General features: G+C 67.5%; 14 protein-coding genes. 3 read left to right on the plus strand and 11 right to left on the minus strand.

Annotated features, from left to right (window positions below; genetic code table 11):
* Nucleotides 1–10 precede the first annotated feature (10 nt).
* The 3 genes from rpoZ to mihF all read right to left on the minus strand — a co-directional run bounded on the left by rpoZ (nt 11) and on the right by mihF (nt 1310).
* Entirely contained in the window at nt 11–307 is a 297-nt protein-coding gene (gene rpoZ / locus EXE63_RS30915) for a DNA-directed RNA polymerase subunit omega (RefSeq protein ID WP_105362366.1), read from the minus strand.
* A gap of 84 nt (nt 308–391) precedes the next feature.
* Nucleotides 392–970, minus strand: a complete 579-nt coding sequence (gene gmk / locus EXE63_RS30920) for a guanylate kinase (RefSeq protein ID WP_168145119.1) — start codon at nt 968–970, stop codon at nt 392–394.
* 16 nt (nt 971–986) lie between these two features.
* Nucleotides 987–1310: an integration host factor, actinobacterial type gene (gene mihF / locus EXE63_RS30925; protein ID WP_057165041.1), complete on the minus strand. Its 324-nt coding sequence runs from the start codon at nt 1308–1310 to the stop codon at nt 987–989.
* Between the two features lie 433 nt (nt 1311–1743).
* Between mihF and EXE63_RS30930 the strand changes: the two genes are divergently transcribed.
* Entirely contained in the window at nt 1744–2790 is a 1047-nt protein-coding gene (locus EXE63_RS30930) for a DUF2330 domain-containing protein (RefSeq protein WP_234904337.1), read from the plus strand.
* On the opposite strand, the gene pyrF is transcribed toward EXE63_RS30930, so the two are convergent.
* Genes pyrF through pyrR form a run of 7 tightly spaced genes read right to left on the minus strand, consistent with a single transcriptional unit; the run spans nt 2778 to nt 11431 of the window.
* The gene (gene pyrF / locus EXE63_RS30935; RefSeq protein ID WP_168145121.1) at nt 2778–3578 is read right to left on the minus strand and encodes an orotidine-5'-phosphate decarboxylase; all 801 of its coding nucleotides are present in this window, start codon (nt 3576–3578) and stop codon (nt 2778–2780) included. The genes EXE63_RS30930 and pyrF overlap by 13 nt on opposite strands.
* Nucleotides 3575–6922, minus strand: a complete 3348-nt coding sequence (gene carB, locus EXE63_RS30940; protein ID WP_168145122.1) for a carbamoyl-phosphate synthase large subunit — start codon at nt 6920–6922, stop codon at nt 3575–3577. The genes pyrF and carB overlap by 4 nt, the downstream gene beginning before the upstream one ends.
* The gene (gene carA, locus EXE63_RS30945; protein ID WP_168145123.1) at nt 6922–8061 is read right to left on the minus strand and encodes a glutamine-hydrolyzing carbamoyl-phosphate synthase small subunit; all 1140 of its coding nucleotides are present in this window, start codon (nt 8059–8061) and stop codon (nt 6922–6924) included. Before carA ends, carB begins: the two co-directional genes overlap by 1 nt.
* Complete coding sequence (locus tag EXE63_RS30950) at nt 8061–8564, minus strand: PH-like domain-containing protein (RefSeq protein WP_168145124.1); 504 nt, start codon at nt 8562–8564, stop codon at nt 8061–8063. Before EXE63_RS30950 ends, carA begins: the two co-directional genes overlap by 1 nt.
* Entirely contained in the window at nt 8561–9889 is a 1329-nt protein-coding gene (locus EXE63_RS30955) for a dihydroorotase (RefSeq protein WP_168145125.1), read from the minus strand. The genes EXE63_RS30950 and EXE63_RS30955 overlap by 4 nt, the downstream gene beginning before the upstream one ends.
* A complete protein-coding gene (locus EXE63_RS30960; protein ID WP_168145126.1) occupies nt 9886–10857 on the minus strand; it encodes an aspartate carbamoyltransferase catalytic subunit in 972 nt (323 codons plus the stop codon). Before EXE63_RS30960 ends, EXE63_RS30955 begins: the two co-directional genes overlap by 4 nt.
* A 31-nt stretch (nt 10858–10888) precedes the next feature.
* Entirely contained in the window at nt 10889–11431 is a 543-nt protein-coding gene (pyrR, locus tag EXE63_RS30965; RefSeq protein WP_168145873.1) for a bifunctional pyr operon transcriptional regulator/uracil phosphoribosyltransferase PyrR, read from the minus strand.
* A 116-nt stretch (nt 11432–11547) separates the two neighbouring features.
* Between pyrR and EXE63_RS30970 the strand changes: the two genes are divergently transcribed.
* Together EXE63_RS30970 and EXE63_RS30975 are read left to right on the plus strand one after the other, a co-directional pair.
* The gene (locus tag EXE63_RS30970; protein ID WP_168145127.1) at nt 11548–12750 is read left to right on the plus strand and encodes a serine hydrolase domain-containing protein; all 1203 of its coding nucleotides are present in this window, start codon (nt 11548–11550) and stop codon (nt 12748–12750) included.
* Between the two features lie 2 nt (nt 12751–12752).
* Nucleotides 12753–13394, plus strand: coding sequence for a hypothetical protein (locus EXE63_RS30975; protein ID WP_168145128.1), 642 nt, complete (start codon nt 12753–12755; stop codon nt 13392–13394).
* 28 nt (nt 13395–13422) lie between these two features.
* Here EXE63_RS30975 and EXE63_RS30980 read toward each other — a convergent pair whose 3' ends face one another.
* Nucleotides 13423–15015, minus strand: coding sequence for an HNH endonuclease signature motif containing protein (locus EXE63_RS30980; protein WP_168145129.1), 1593 nt, complete (start codon nt 15013–15015; stop codon nt 13423–13425).
* Nucleotides 15016–15200 lie beyond the last annotated feature (185 nt).

The following is a 15200-nucleotide window of genomic DNA, read 5'->3' on the forward strand; positions in this document are numbered from 1 at the left end:
GCCTCACAGGTCAGGCTGAGTGATCGCCCTCGGAATGCTCAAGCAGATCGGCGTGGATCTCGCGCATCGCGATCGACAACGGCTTCTCCTGCAGCCCCGGCTCGACCAGCGGGCCGACGTACTCCAGGATCCCGTCGCCGAGCTGGTTGTAGTAATCGTTGATCTGGCGGGCCCGCTTGGCGGCGTAGATGACCAGCGCATACTTGCTCGATGCGCGGTCGAGCAGCTCATCGATGGGCGGGTTGGTGATGCCCAGCGGCGTGTCATAGGCGTTGGCGGCGTCAAGGTTCTCGACAGGCGTGCTCACAAAATTCTCCCAGGGCTGTAATCAAGATTCGGTGTTAGAGATGTTGCTGTTGATGAGGTTGAGGCGGCTGTCGGATCGAACCGGCTAACGGGCCACCAGCAAGGATACCAATTCTGCGCACGCCGACTCCAATTGAGTGTTGACCACCACGACATCGAAGTCGCCTTGGGCGGCCATTTCCTCGCGCGCGGTGCCCAGTCGCCGGGCCTGGACCTCCGGGCTCTCGGTCCCGCGGCCGATCAGTCGCTCCTCCAGCACCGCCCAACTGGGCGGGGCGAGGAACACCGTCGTGACCTCGGGCATGGCGGCTTTCACGGCGCGGGCGCCGGCCAGATCGACCTCGATCAGGACCGGGACGCCATCGCGGGTGGCGGAGCGCACGGGTGCTGCCGGGGTGCCGGAGCGGTGCAGACCGCCGTGGATATCGGCCCATTCGAGGAGTTCACCCTCATCGATCATCCGCTGGAACTGCTCGGCGGAGACGAAGGTGTAGTCCACGCCGTCGACCTCACCGGGTCGCGGCGCACGTGTCGTCACGGACACGCTGAAATGCAGGTCGGGAATCCGGTCGCGCAGACAGCGCACCACTGTGGACTTCCCGACGGCGGACGGGCCGGACAAGACCACCACTGCAGCCTTGCCCGGCCCACCACCAGTCTTCACTTGTCTGTACTGCGTTTTAGTCGGCAGTGAAGTCGAACTTCTCCAGGAGTGCCTTGCGCTGACGATCGCCGAGGCCGCGCAGGCGGCGGGTCGGAGCGATCTCCAGTTCGGTCATGATCTCCTGCGCCTTGACCTTGCCGACCTTGGGCAGGGCCTCCAGAAGTGCGGAGACCTTCATCTTGCCCAAGACCTCATCGGACTCGGCGTCCTTCAGTACCTGCTTGAGGTTGGTGCCGCCACGCTTCAGCCGATCTTTGAGCTCGGCTCGCGCTCGACGTGCGGCAGCAGCCTTCTCCAACGCTGCCGCGCGCTGTTCGTCGGTCAACTGGGGAAGGGCCACGGGGTTCCTCCGTCTCTTGCCATCTGTTGTTTCATCACGGCTGGATCACGTAACCAGCCAGCGACGACGACCGTACCCACGCATCCTGACGAAAGCTAACCCCACCCCCGGGTTACGGCGTCAAAAGGCCAGCGTGTACGGCATGCGCACGCAATGCCGGTTTCCGGCGTGTCCGCCACGTGCGCGCCACCTGGATTTCTGATCTCCCTGCATATCAAGGGTTTTCAGCACTCCAGCAGGTCGGCGGGGGTTTCCGCCGACCTGCTGCAAGTTCGCTGAATCCCGAATCCTGGCGGTCGAATGAGAAATTTTCGCTGGTCATGGCGTGTCGGGCGTGTCGTCGGCCGCTCCGGGAGCCGGGCCTCGGACCGGTCCCCACGTACATCTAGGTCAGCTAAACAAATATTCGCTACTGAGGAGTAGGATGCCGCGGATGTCTGCGGTGATCCGGGCGTTCTGCGCAGTCCTCGCGCTGCTGCTCACCGGCGCCCTGACGAGCCTGGCCGCTCCGGCCTGGGCCTGCGGGTGCGGGGCCTACATCCCCGACCGGGCCGGCGCGACCGTCGTCGACGAACGGGCGCTGATCGCGTGGGATGGCAGCACCGAGGACATCCTGATGTCCTTCGGTGTCAGCGGGGGCTCGGAACGGGCCGCCTGGGTGATGCCGGTGCCGTCGGCGGCCCGGGTGACCCTCGGTGACAACGCGGTGTTCGACGATCTCGCCGCGCTGACCGCGCCGCGCATCGAGTACCGCGACAGCTGGTGGCCGACCTTCAGCTGGCTGACCCACGGCACCGCCGGCGCACCGGAGGGTGCGGGCGGCCGCCCGCCGGGTGGGGTCAGCGTGCTCGCCACCCAGCGCATCGGCCCGTTCGAGGTGACCCGGCTGGCCGGTGACAGTTCGGCGGCCCTGGCGGCCTGGCTGGGCGACAACGGTTTCCCGCAGCCGGCCACGCTGGACGACAACCTGGCGCCCTATGTGGAGCAGGGCTGGGAGATCGTCGCCATCCAGCTCGCCGCGGACGGCACCGGCTCGTTGACCGGCACGCTGCAGCCGCTGCGGCTGTCCTTCGCCTCCGACACGGTGGTCTACCCGATGCGGTTGTCGCGGGCGGCCACCGTGCCGCAGTCCGTGGAGCTGTCGGTGCTGGCCGAGCACCGGATGGATCCGAGCGCCGTGCCGGTCGCCGGCACCGAGCCGACATTGCGCTACGCCGGGCGCCTCGGCGAGCAGACGGCGCCGACCGCGCTCGCGCCCTACCTGACGGCCGGCACCTTCCTGACGAGTTGGACCGACCTCATCGGCGAACCCGCACGGATCGACCACGACTACGTGTTCACCCAGGCCGAGCGCGACACGACGTATCAACAGGTCATCTACCGCACCCGTGAGCGCGGTGACCTCACCGGCGCACTGATCCTGGCCGTCGTGGTGACCGCGACGTTCCTGGTGCTGCGCCGGGTGCGTCAGGCCAGGTAGGCGACCTGGTCGCGGAGCACCGCCGCGGCGGCCCGCAACGCACCGATATCGGGCCCGGCGCGCAGGATCTCGCGGGACACCGCGGGTAGCACCCGGCTGCCCAGCCGCCCGAGATCCTCGGCACGCCCGCCCTGGGCGCCCACCCCGGGCGCCAGCACCGGGCCATCGAGTGCATCCAGATCCGGCAGCACCTCCAGGGTCGCCCCGATCACCACTCCCACGGAACCGGTTGCCGTGGAACGGTTCTCGGCGCCGGCGGCGTCGACGATGGACTGCGCGACGGTACGCCCGTCCACGGTTGCGCGCTGCACACTCGCGCCCTCGGGGTTCGATGTCGCCGCCAGCACGAACACACCGCGCCCGTGTGCCGCGGCGACGTCCAGCAGCGGTCGCAACGATTCGAAGCCCAGGTACGGCGAGGCGGTGACCGCATCGGCGGCCAGCGTCGACTCCCCCGCCCAGGCCTGGGCATAGGCGGCCATCGTGGAGCCGATATCACCGCGTTTGGCATCGGCAAGCACCAGCACGCCGGCCTCCTGCAGCCCCGCGATCGTCTGCTCAAGGACCGCGAACCCGGCCGAGCCGTAGGCCTCGAAAAAGGCCACCTGCGGCTTGACGATCGCGAAATCGGCGAAGGCCTGCACGCAGATCTCACTGAACGCGCGCAGCCCCGAGACATCCACGGGCAGGCCCCACGACGACAGCAGTTCGGGGTGCGGGTCGATACCGGGACACAACGGCCCCCTGGCGGCGACGGCGTCGGCCAGGCGCTCCCCGAAGCCCGTCACGGCCGGCCGTTCCCCAACTGGCTGTGCAACTCCTGCAGAGACCGCACGCCGATATCGCCACGGATACCTGCCTCGATGCCCTGCACCGCGGCCGAGGCGCCCTGCACCGTCGTCACGCACGGGATGTTCACCGACACGGCAGCCGAACGGATCTCGTAGCCGTCGATACGTGGCCCGGAGTTGCCGTACGGGGTGTTGATCACCATGTTGACCTCGCCCGAGCGGATGGCGTCCACGGCGGACCGGGCGGGCCTGCCCTCGCCGGGCTCCTCGAAGTTCTTGCGCACCACTTCGCAGGGAATCCCGTTGCGGCGCAGCATCTCCGCGGTGCCCTCGGTGGCCAGTACCCGGAAACCGAGATCCGCCAGCCGCTTGACCGGGAACACCAGCGAACGCTTGTCCCGGTTGGCCACCGAGACGAACACCGTGCCCGAGGCGGGCAGCGACCCGTAGGCCGCGGTCTGGCTCTTGGCGAAGGCGGTGCCGAAATCTCGGTCGATACCCATCACCTCGCCGGTGGACTTCATCTCCGGCCCGAGCAGCGAATCCACCTGCGAACCATCGGCCTTGCGGAACCGGTGGAAGGGCAGCACCGCTTCCTTCACCGCGATCGGGGCGTCCGGGGAGACCGTCGCGCCGTCCCCACGCGCGGCGAGCACGCCCTCCTCGCGCAGCTGGGCGATGGTGGCCCCCAGCATGACCCGCGCGCACGCCTTGGCCAGTGGGATCGCGGTCGCCTTCGAGACGAACGGCACGGTGCGACTGGCCCGCGGATTGGCCTCCAGGACGTAGAGCACATCGTCCTTGAGTGCGTACTGCACATTGAGCAGACCGACGACGCCGATCCCATGCGCCAGCGCCTCGGTGGCCTCGCGGACCTTCTCGATATCGGTGCGTCCCAGCGTGACCGGCGGCAGCGCGCACGCCGAGTCACCGGAGTGGATACCGGCCTCCTCGATGTGTTCCATCACGCCGCCGATGTAGACCTCGGCACCGTCGCAGAGCGCGTCGACATCGATCTCGATGGCGTCCTCGAGGAACCGGTCCACCAGCACCGGATGCTCCGGGGAGAGCTCGGTGGCCCGGGTGATGTACCCCTGCAGGGTTTCCTCGTCGTAGACGATCTCCATACCGCGTCCGCCGAGCACATAGGACGGCCGCACCAGCACCGGATAACCGATATCGGCGGCGATCCTGCGCGCCTGGTCGAAACTGGTGGCGGTGCCGAACCGGGGTGCGGGCAGCCCGGCCCGGCGCAGCACCTCACCGAACTCGCCACGGTCCTCGGCAAGATCGATGGCCTCGGGCTTGGTGCCCACGATCGGCACACCGGCCTTCTCCAGCCGCGCGGCCAGCCCCAGCGGGGTCTGCCCGCCCAGCTGAACGATGACACCCACGACACCGGGACCGCCTGCGCCGGAAGCCTGTTCGGCGTGATAGACCTCCAGCACATCCTCGAAGGTCAGCGGTTCGAAGTACAACCGGTCGGCGGTGTCGTAATCGGTGGACACCGTCTCGGGGTTGCAGTTGATCATGATGGTCTCGAAGCCGGCCTGGCTCAGCGTCGTCGCGGCGTGCACGCAGCTGTAGTCGAACTCGATGCCCTGCCCGATCCGGTTGGGCCCGGATCCCAGGATGAGCACCTTGGGCCGCTCGGTCTGCGGGGCGACCTCGGTCTCGGCGGAGGGGTCCAACTCGTAGCTGCTGTAGTGATACGGCGTGCGGGCCTCGAACTCCGCGGCGCAGGTGTCCACGGTCTTGTAGACCGGGTGGATGCCGAGCCGCTCGCGCAGCGCCCGCACCCCGGTCTCACCGGCGAGTTCCGGCCGCAGTGCCGCGATCTGACCGTCGGACAACCCGCTGTGCTTGGCGTGGCGCAGCAGCGTCTCGTCCAGCACGGGCGCGTCGACCAGCTCGCCGCGCAGCGTCACCAGGGTGGCGATCTGGTCGACGAACCAGGGATCCACCCCGGAGGCGTCGGCGACCTGCTCGACCGAGCCGCCCAGGCGCAGCGCCTGCTCGATCACATAGATCCGGCCGTCGGTGGCGACGCGCAGATCGGCCAGCAGTTCCTCAAGGGTGGCCTCGCGGTCGGGTTGGGTCCAGAAGCCGGCACGCTTGGTTTCCAGCGAGCGCATCACCTTCCCGAGGGCTTCGATGAAGTTGCGGCCCAGCGACATCGCCTCGCCCACCGATTTCATCGTGGTGGTCAGCGTCGGGTCGGCGCCGGGGAACTTCTCGAAGGCGAACCGGGGAGCCTTGACCACGACATAGTCCAGGGTCGGCTCGAAACAGGCCGGGGTCTCCTTGGTGATGTCGTTGACGATCTCGTCCAGGGTGTAGCCGATGGCCAGCTTGGCGGCGATCTTGGCGATCGGGAAACCGGTCGCCTTGGACGCCAGTGCCGACGAGCGCGACACCCGCGGGTTCATCTCGATGACGATGAGACGCCCGTCTTTGGGGTTGATGGCGAACTGGATGTTGCAGCCGCCGGTGTCCACGCCGACCTCGCGCAGGATGGCGATGCCGAGATCGCGCATGGTCTGGTACTCACGGTCGGTCAGCGTCATCGCCGGGGCCACGGTCACCGAGTCGCCGGTGTGCACGCCCATCGGATCGAAATTCTCGATCGAGCAGACCACCACCACGTTGTCGTGGTGGTCGCGCATCAGCTCGAGCTCGAATTCCTTCCAGCCGTAGATGGATTCCTCGATGAGCACGTTGGCGGTGGGTGAGGCCGACAGGCCGTCCCCGGCCATCCGCTCGACATCCTCGGTCGAATAGGCCATGCCCGAGCCCAACCCACCCATCGTGAACGAAGGGCGAACCACGACGGGAAGTCCGAGTTCGGCGACGGTCTCGCGGACCTCGTCCATGGTGAAGCAGACCCGTGACTTCGCCGACTCACCACCGACCTTGGCGACGATGTCCTTGAACTTCTGCCGGTCCTCGCCGCGCTGGATGGCATCGAAATCGGCGCCGATCATCTCGACGCCGTAGCGCTCCAGGATGCCTTGATCGTGCAGGGCCACCGCGGTGTTGAGTGCGGTCTGCCCGCCCAGGGTGGCCAGCACGGCATCGATCTTGTTCCCGCGCTCGGCCTGCTGGGCGAAGATCTTCTCCACGAACGCCGCGGTGATGGGCTCGACGTAGGTGTGATCGGCGTACTCCGGGTCGGTCATGATGGTCGCCGGGTTCGAGTTGATCAGGCTGACCTGCAGGCCCTCGGCACGCAGCACGCGGCAGGCCTGGGTGCCCGAGTAGTCGAACTCACAGGCCTGGCCGATGACGATCGGGCCGGACCCGATCACCAGGATGTGGTTGAGATCGCTGCGACGTGGCATTACTTGCTCTCCCCGGACAGAAGGTCGATGAACTGGTCGAACAGGTACTCGGCGTCGCGCGGGCCGGCGGCCGCCTCGGGGTGGTATTGCACCGAGAAGGCACGTCCGTCAACGAGTTTGATGCCCTCCACGGTGCCGTCGTTGGCGCAGGTATGGCTGACGATGCCGCGGCCGAACGGGGTGTCGAACTCCTCGCCGGCCTCGCCTTCCAGCGCGAACCCGTGGTTCTGGGCGGTGATGGCGACATTGCCGGTGACGTGATCTATCACCGGGATGTTGATACCGCGGTGCCCGAAGGTCATCTTGTAGGTGGACCGGCCGAGCGCCCGGCCCAGGATCTGGTTGCCGAAGCAGATGCCGAACAACGGGATTCCGGCGCCGAGCACCTGCCGGGTGACCGCCACGATGTGGTCGGCGGTGGCCGGGTCACCGGGCCCGTTGGACAGGAACACCCCGTCGGGCTTCAGTTCGGCGATCTCGTCGAAGGTGGTCGCCGAGGGCAGCACGTGACTGCGCACCCCGCGGCGGGCGAAGTTGCGCGGCGTGTTGGTCTTGATGCCGAGGTCGATGGCGGCGACCGTGAAGCGGTGCTGGCCTTCGGCTTCGACCGTGTAGCGGGAGTCGGTGCTGACCTGGCCGGCCAGATCGGCCCCGAGCATCGAGGGCTGGCTGCGCACCCGGTCCACGAGGGTGGCCACATCTTCCGCATCGGACAGGCTGGCCCCGGAGAACACCCCGGCCTTCATCGAACCCGCGGTGCGCAGATGCCGCACCACGGCGCGGGTGTCGATGCCCGCGATGCCGACGACGCCCTGACGCACCAGCTCGTCGTCGAGGGTGCCGGTGGCGCGCCAGTTCGAGGCTCGCGGCGAGGGGTCGCGCACCGCGTATCCAGCTACCCAGATCTTGTCGCCGCGGCTCTCGCCGTCCTCACCGTTCCATCCGGTGTTGCCGATCTGCGGAGCCGTGGCCACCACGATCTGGCCGTGATAGCTCGGATCGGTCAGCGTCTCCTGGTAACCGGACATCCCGGTGGAGAACACCGCCTCACCGAGGGTCTGACCGATCGCGCCGAACGGCGTACCGGTGAAGACCCGGCCGTCCTCCAGAACCAACAGGGCGCGCTTCTCGCTGGCCATCACACGTCCTCCTCATTGACCCATTTACTGATTTCACCGCGGTCATCGGCGCGGAAGCCGGTGTCGATCTCGATGCCCGAGGGCAGTTTCCATCGGACGGCGAGGATGCCCTCGAAGGTCAGCGCCTTGCCGGCGATGGCGCGCTCGCTGCGCACCGCCACGATGGACTCGTCGGGGATCCAGATCGGTCCGATACCGGTGCGCTGCACCATGATCCCCTCGGGATACCGGGTCAGCACCGCCTTGGCACGGAATCCCAGCGCCGCCGCGGCCACTTTGTCGTTCCAGTGCGGAGCGATGGTACTGCCGACGTAGAGCCCCTTGGTGGGTCCGGTGAGCACCGGCCCGACGGAGTCGGGAAGCGGGGGCAGGTTGCCGATCAGTTCGACCTGGCGGGCCATCCGGTTGCGCCAGCCGGTGACCAGCCTGCGGACGAAGAACCCGATCAGCAGAGCGATGACGGCCGCCACCACCAGCGATCCGATCAGGGTCTGGTCGTTCATGCTGTGCCGCTTCCCCGGGTCGCTGCGCTCCAGCCCTCCGACGCGGACACCCCGCCACGCGCGGTGATCTTGCCCCGCAACAAGGTCAGCGTCACCGTCGCCGGCAGTTCCATCGACTCGAACGGGGTGTTGTCCGAGCGGCTGGCCAGCTTCGATCCGGTGACCGTCCAGGTGGTTTCGGGGTCGACGACAGTGAGATTGGCGGGCTCCCCCACCTCCAGCGGGCGGCCCTGATCCGGCAGACCGACGATCGCTGCCGGAGCCTCGCTCATCACCCTGGCGACATCGCGCCAGGTCAGCAGACCGGGATTCACCATGGTGGCGACGACCACCGACAGAGCGGTCTCCAGCCCCAGCATGCCCGGACGCGCGTTGGCGAACTCGCAGCACTTCTCCTGCTCGGCGTGCGGCGCGTGATCGGTGGCGACACAATCGATGACGCCCTCGGCGAGCGCGCGCCGCAGCGCCTCGACATCGCTGGCCTCGCGCAGCGGCGGGTTGACGCGGTTGCGACCGTCGTAGCTGCTCAGCCGGGCATCGTCGAGCAGCAGGTGGTGCGGTGTGACCTCCGCGGTGATCGAAATGCCTTGCGCCTTTGCCCATTTCAGCAGCTCGACAGTGCCGGCCGTGGACGCGTGGCAGATGTGTACCCGGGCACCGGCATCGCGGGCCAGGATCGCGTCGCGCGCGACGATGGATTCCTCGGCCGAACGCGGCCAGCCGGCCAGGCCGAGTTTGGCGGCGTTGGGCCCTTCGTGAGCGACGGCACCGACGGTGAGCCGCGGTTCTTCGGCGTGCTGGGCGATGAGCACGCCGAGTCCGCCGGCGTACTCCAGCGCGCGCCGCATGATGAGCGGGTCGTGCACGCAGATGCCGTCATCGGAGAACATCCGGACCTGACCCGCGCCGGCGGCCATCAGGCCCATCTCGGTGAGTTGTTTGCCGTCCAGACCCACGGTGACCGCCCCGACCGGGTGCACGTCGACCAGGCCGACCTGCTGGCCGCGGTGCCACACGTGGTCGGTGACCACCGGGCTGTCGGCAACCGGGTCGGTGTTGGCCATCGCGAACACCGCGGTGTAGCCGCCGAGCGCGGCTGCCGCCGAGCCGGTTTCGATGTCCTCGGCGTACTCGCGGCCCGGTTCGCGCAGGTGGGTGTGCAGATCGACGAAACCGGGCAGCAGGATCTGGCCGACCGCATCGATGACCTCGGCATTCCCGGACTCGATAGCGGAGCCGATCTCGGCGATCTGGCCGTCGGCGATACGCACATCGACGGGATCGCCCTCACCGTAGAGCCGTACGCCCTTGATCAGGACCGTCATGCCGTCACCGCAACCTCTCCGGACCCGGCGCCGACCAGCAGGTGGAACAGCACCGCCATCCGTACGTGAACTCCGTTGGAAACCTGTTGCAGCACCGCTGATTGTGATGAATCCGCCACCGAGTACGCGATCTCCATACCGCGCAGCATCGGGCCCGGGTGCAGCACCACCGCGTGCTCGGCGAGCTTGGCCTGCCGCTTCTCCGAAAGTCCGTAGAGCACCGAGTACTCCCGCGCCGACGGAAAGAAACCGCCGTTCATCCGTTCGGCCTGCACCCGGAGCATCAGCACCGCGTCCGCGGCGGGCAGTTCGGCGTCCAGATCGTGGGACACCGTCACCGGCCATCCGGCCACGCCGACCGGCAGCAGGGTGGGCGGGGCGACCAGCACCACCTCGGCGCCCAGTGTGGCGAGCAGTTCGACATTGGAACGCGCCACCCGGCTGTGCAGCACGTCGCCGACGATCACCACGCGCCTGCCCTCGATGGAGCCGAGACGCTGGCGCAGTGTCAGCGCGTCGAGCAGCGCCTGGGTGGGGTGCTCGTGGGTGCCGTCGCCGGCATTGATGACGCTCGGTCCCCCGCTTGTCCCCGGAACAGCGCCGTCCTCCCGCGTCCACTCGGAGAGTTGTTGGGCCGCACCGGAAGCCGGGTGCCGAATGATCAGCGCGTCGGCTCCGGCGGCCCGCAGGGTCAGCGCGGTGTCGCGCAGCGATTCGCCCTTGACCACCGATGAGCCCGAAGCGCTGACGTTGATGACGTCGGCACTCATCCACTTACCCGCGACCTCGAACGACACCCGGGTCCGGGTGGAGTTCTCGTAGAACATGGTGATGATGGTGCGACCGCGCAGGGTCGGCAACTTCTTGACCTCACGCCCGAGCAGCGCCTCGCGGAAGCGGTCGGCGTCATCGAGCAGGGCGACCGCCTCATCGCGCGACAGGTCGGCTGCCGCCAACAGATGTTTCACCGCGTTCGTCCGTTCTTCGCGCAAGCGCTCATCACCGCAGGGGTCCCCCTCTGGGCGCGATCTTGACTCCGTCATATCCGTCGGGCTCCTGCAGGCGCACCTTGACGTTCTCGGCGCGCGAGGTGGGCACGTTCTTGCCGACATAGTCGGCGCGGACCGGCAACTCCCGGTGGCCGCGGTCGACCAGCACCGCCAACTGCACGATGCGGGGCCGCCCGATATCACGCAGCGCATCCAGCGCCGAGCGCACCGAACGCCCGGAATAGAGCACGTCGTCGACGAGGATCACCAGGGCTCCGTCGATACCGCCGGCCGGGATGGAGGTCGACTCCAGCGGCCGCGGTGGTTTGGAGTTCAGGTCGTCGCGGTAGAGCGTGATGTCCAGCGCGCCGTGCGGCAGCGCGATATCGGCGAATTCCTTGACCTTCTCGGCGAGCCTGGCCGCCAACGTCACACCGCGGGTGGGGATGCCCAACAACACGACGCGCGGGGCATCCGGCGCGTCGAGCGCGGTCTTCTCGATGATCTGGTGCGCGATGCGCGAGATCGTCCGGCTCACATCGGCGGCGGACATCAATTCCCGGTCGGGACTGTCAGGGTTTGCGGCAGCCACGAGTAAACCCGGACCTCCTTCTCCGCCTCTCGGGACGGATCGTTAAAGGACGTCGAACTGCCGGTTACTTTAGCAGGGTGAACCTCGACAACAATCGCGCCTCCATCTCCGAGGCCATCGACGGAGGCCTGCTGGCCGGCGCCGTCACCATGGTCTGGCATGCCGGGCAGGTGGTGCAGGTCAACGAGCTGGGCCACCGCGATATCGAGGCCCGGCTGCCGATGCAGCGTGACACGATCTTCCGCATCGCCTCGATGAGCAAACCGGTCACCGTGGCGGCGGCGATGACACTGGCCGAAGAGGGACTGTTCGGGCTCGACGACCCGGTGGCTCGGTGGCTGCCGGAGATCGCCGAGCTGCGGGTACTGATCGAGCCGCGCAGCGCGCTGGACGACACCACCGGCCTGCGCCGTCCCATCACGTTCGACGATCTGATGACCCACCGCGCCGGCTTCGCCTACCCGTTCTCCATCACCGGTCCGCTCGCCAAGGCCTACGGGAGGCTGTCGTTCCGGCAGAACGAGCAGCGCTGGCTCACCGAACTGGCCCAGTTGCCGCTGGCGCACCAGCCCGGGTCCCGGATCACCTACAGTCACGGCACCGATGTGCTGGGTATCGCGATCTCCCGGATCGCGGGCAAGCCGCTGCACCAACTGCTCGCCGAGCGCATCTTCGAGCCACTGGGCATGTCCGACACCGGTTTTGCACTCAGCCTGGCACAGCGACGCCGAATGGCCACCATGTACGGGCTTGGCGCGGACGAGACGTTGAAAGATGACGTGATGGGCCCCCCGGCGTTGACGCCTCCCGAATTCTGTGCCGGCGGTGCGGGTTTGATGTCGACGGCCGACGACTATCTGACGTTCGCCCGGATGCTGCTGGGCGAGGGCACGGTGGACGGGGTGCGGGTGTTGTCCCCGGAGTCGGTGCGGCTGATGCGCACCGACCGGCTGACCGCCGAGCAGAAGGATCAGAACTTCCTGGGGGTGCCGTTCTGGATCGGCCGTGGTTTCGGTCTGAGCATGTCGGTGGTCACCGATCCCTCCCAGTCCGAACGGTTCTTCGGTCCGGGCGGTCTCGGTACGTTCGGCTGGCCCGGCGCCTTCGGCACCTGGTGGCAGGCCGACCCGGCCAATGACGTCATCGTGCTGTATCTGATCCAGAACTATCCGGACCTGACCGCCGACATCGCGCAGGTCGCCGGGAACACGTCGATGGCCAAACTGCGGATGGCACAACCGAAATTCGTCCGGCGCACGTATCAGGCACTGGGCGTTTAGGGGTGCCAGGGCGCAAGGCGGCAGAAGCGGACTGGACCGTCTTTCCCGGCAAGGGACTCGGAAAACTCGAATTCGGCATGTCGGGGGCGCAGGTGGACGCGCTGTCCGATACGTACGGCGTCATTACCGGGCGAATGAATGACCTTGTCCCCGACGACATTCTGCGCGACACCCTGGAGGCGTTCGGCGACGCAATGAGCGAGGACGAAAAACGCGACTTCATCGCGGCGTACGAGGACAACGCCCCTACCGCTGACAGTGTGACCGAAACCCGTGGCAACCCCGGCCTCGTTCTGAGTTACCGGGCCGACCGACTTGTCGAGATCATGCCGGCCATATTGCAGCGCCCACTGTTTGTCGATGGCAAGGACATATTCGCGCTGCGCGAGCTGGAGCCACTGGCGCTGCTGGAGCGGCTCAATGCACGCCCCGGACGCTACGCCGGTACGGAGGCGGCGTTCGACAACCTCGCCATCTCGGTGGACGGGTTCTGCGTCACCGACATGGCTACCGGTGTGCGCACGCTCGACGAGACCGACGAGCGTTTTCTGCAGCGCACGGTGGTCCTGCGGTCAAGCCCCTATCTGCCTGCGCAAGAGGTGGATCGGTTCATTCTCCATTCGGTGACCGACAGCCCTCGCTAGTCACCGCCGAGCTCGACGCATCAAGAGCTCAGCCATCCTCGTCGGAATCGGTTGGTGGGAGGAGTTCTTCGGGGTGGAAGTGGTGGTTGAGGGTGTCGCCGCCGGTGTTCATCAGTGGTGGTGGGTGCCAGTGCACGCGGCCGGTGACGGGGTCGATGGTGTTGGTCCAGCCCAGTTCGGCGAGCAGGTTGTCCGGTCCGCAGCCCAGCCCGAGGTCGGGTGCGTCGGTGAGTCCGCCGTTGTTCCAGCTGGGGTTGGCGTGGTGGGCCTGGCAGCGGCATGCTGCTTGGGTGCAGCCGGGCCGGGTGCAGCCGCGGTCGCGGTGGTAGAGCAGCAGGCGTTGGGCTTTGGTGGCCAAGCGTTTGGAGCGGCCCATGTAGAGCGGTTCGGCGGTGTGGTGCCGGTAGACGATCAGGTAGTGGTGGGCGTGTTCGGCCAGCCGGATCAGATCACGCATGGGCATCAGGGTGCCCGCTCCGGTGACCGCGATCCCGGCAGCGGCTTCGAGTTCTTTGAGGGTGGTGGAGACGACCACGGAGACGGGCAGCCCGTTGTGCTGACCGAGGCGTTTGGAGGCCAGGGTGTCGCGTAGGACGGCCTTGATGGCGTCGTGGTTGCGTTGGGACTGAGTGCGCGGGTCGCGCAGAAATTCGTCGAGGTCCCATGTCACCGGTGGCCCGGCATCCCCGGGCACCTCCGGCTCGGTCTCGGGTTCGGGCTCAACCTCCGGCTCGGCCTCTGCTGATCCGGCCTCTACCTCTGCTTCTGTCTCTGTCTCACCCTCGAACCCGCACTCAACCTCGGATTCGAAGTCGAACTCGGGTTCGGTGTCGGTGTCGGGTTCGGCGGGATCGTCTTCGAGCGGGTTGGGCACCGGATTGTATTGCGGCACGGCGTCGTCGGGGTTGTTGATCCCGGGGCGTGCCCAGACCTCCAGGATGGTGCGTAGGTAGGCGGCGAACTCCGCATCCACCCAACCCGACACTTTGGCCATGCCGTCGACGTCCTGGGCGCTGATGCTCAGCCCGCGCCGGTGAGGCGCCAGGTCGGGGCCATCACCGTCAGGGTTGAGCAGACCCAGCGCGTGATCGGCGGCCTTCTGCAACGTTTCAGGGGTATTGATGGCGGCGATGTCCACCAACGTGGCTTCCAGCTGCCCGCGCGCGGTGGCGTCCAGGCGAGCCGAGGCCTTGTTCAGCGTGGTCCGGATGATCGCGATATGCCCGGTGGTGATCATGCCGGCGGCCAGCGCTGCCGCGCACGCCACCAGCACCGGTTCCAGGACCTCACCGGTCATGGTGTGCCGGGGCCCGAGGTCGCGGGCCGCGGCGATGCGCCGTCCGGCTTCGGTGGCGCTGAGGCGGTCGCGGGTGGCCAGCACATCGGTCCAGGTTTTCCCGCCGATCTCATGCGCGGTGGCCCGGTCCATCAGCGCGGCCAGGATCCGGTGATCCACCGCGGTATCGGCGCGGGCCTGCTGCTCCCGCTCGGACAACAATCCCAGCAACTCCGCGGTGTCGAACATCGTGAAATCGGCGTCCAGCAGCGCCTTGACCGACGCGGCACGGTCGGACAGTGCGTGTTGCACCGCGTCCCGACCGCCGGCCACATCACTGTTCATGACTCGAACATACGTGCGACCACCGACAAATCCGCCCAAAAAAGTGACCCGAGTGATCAATGGGTCCAAAGAAATTACTGAGACTCGACTGCCGCTCGAAAGTCGCCGACAGGTAGGCAATTTCGCACCCAAAGTGCCGCTACATCGAGTCGGACAGCCCCCGGCCGAACTGCAGCCGGCCGCTC

The sequence above is a fragment of the Mycolicibacterium frederiksbergense genome (genome assembly GCF_012223425.1).
Taxonomy (GTDB): domain Bacteria; phylum Actinomycetota; class Actinomycetes; order Mycobacteriales; family Mycobacteriaceae; genus Mycobacterium; species Mycobacterium frederiksbergense.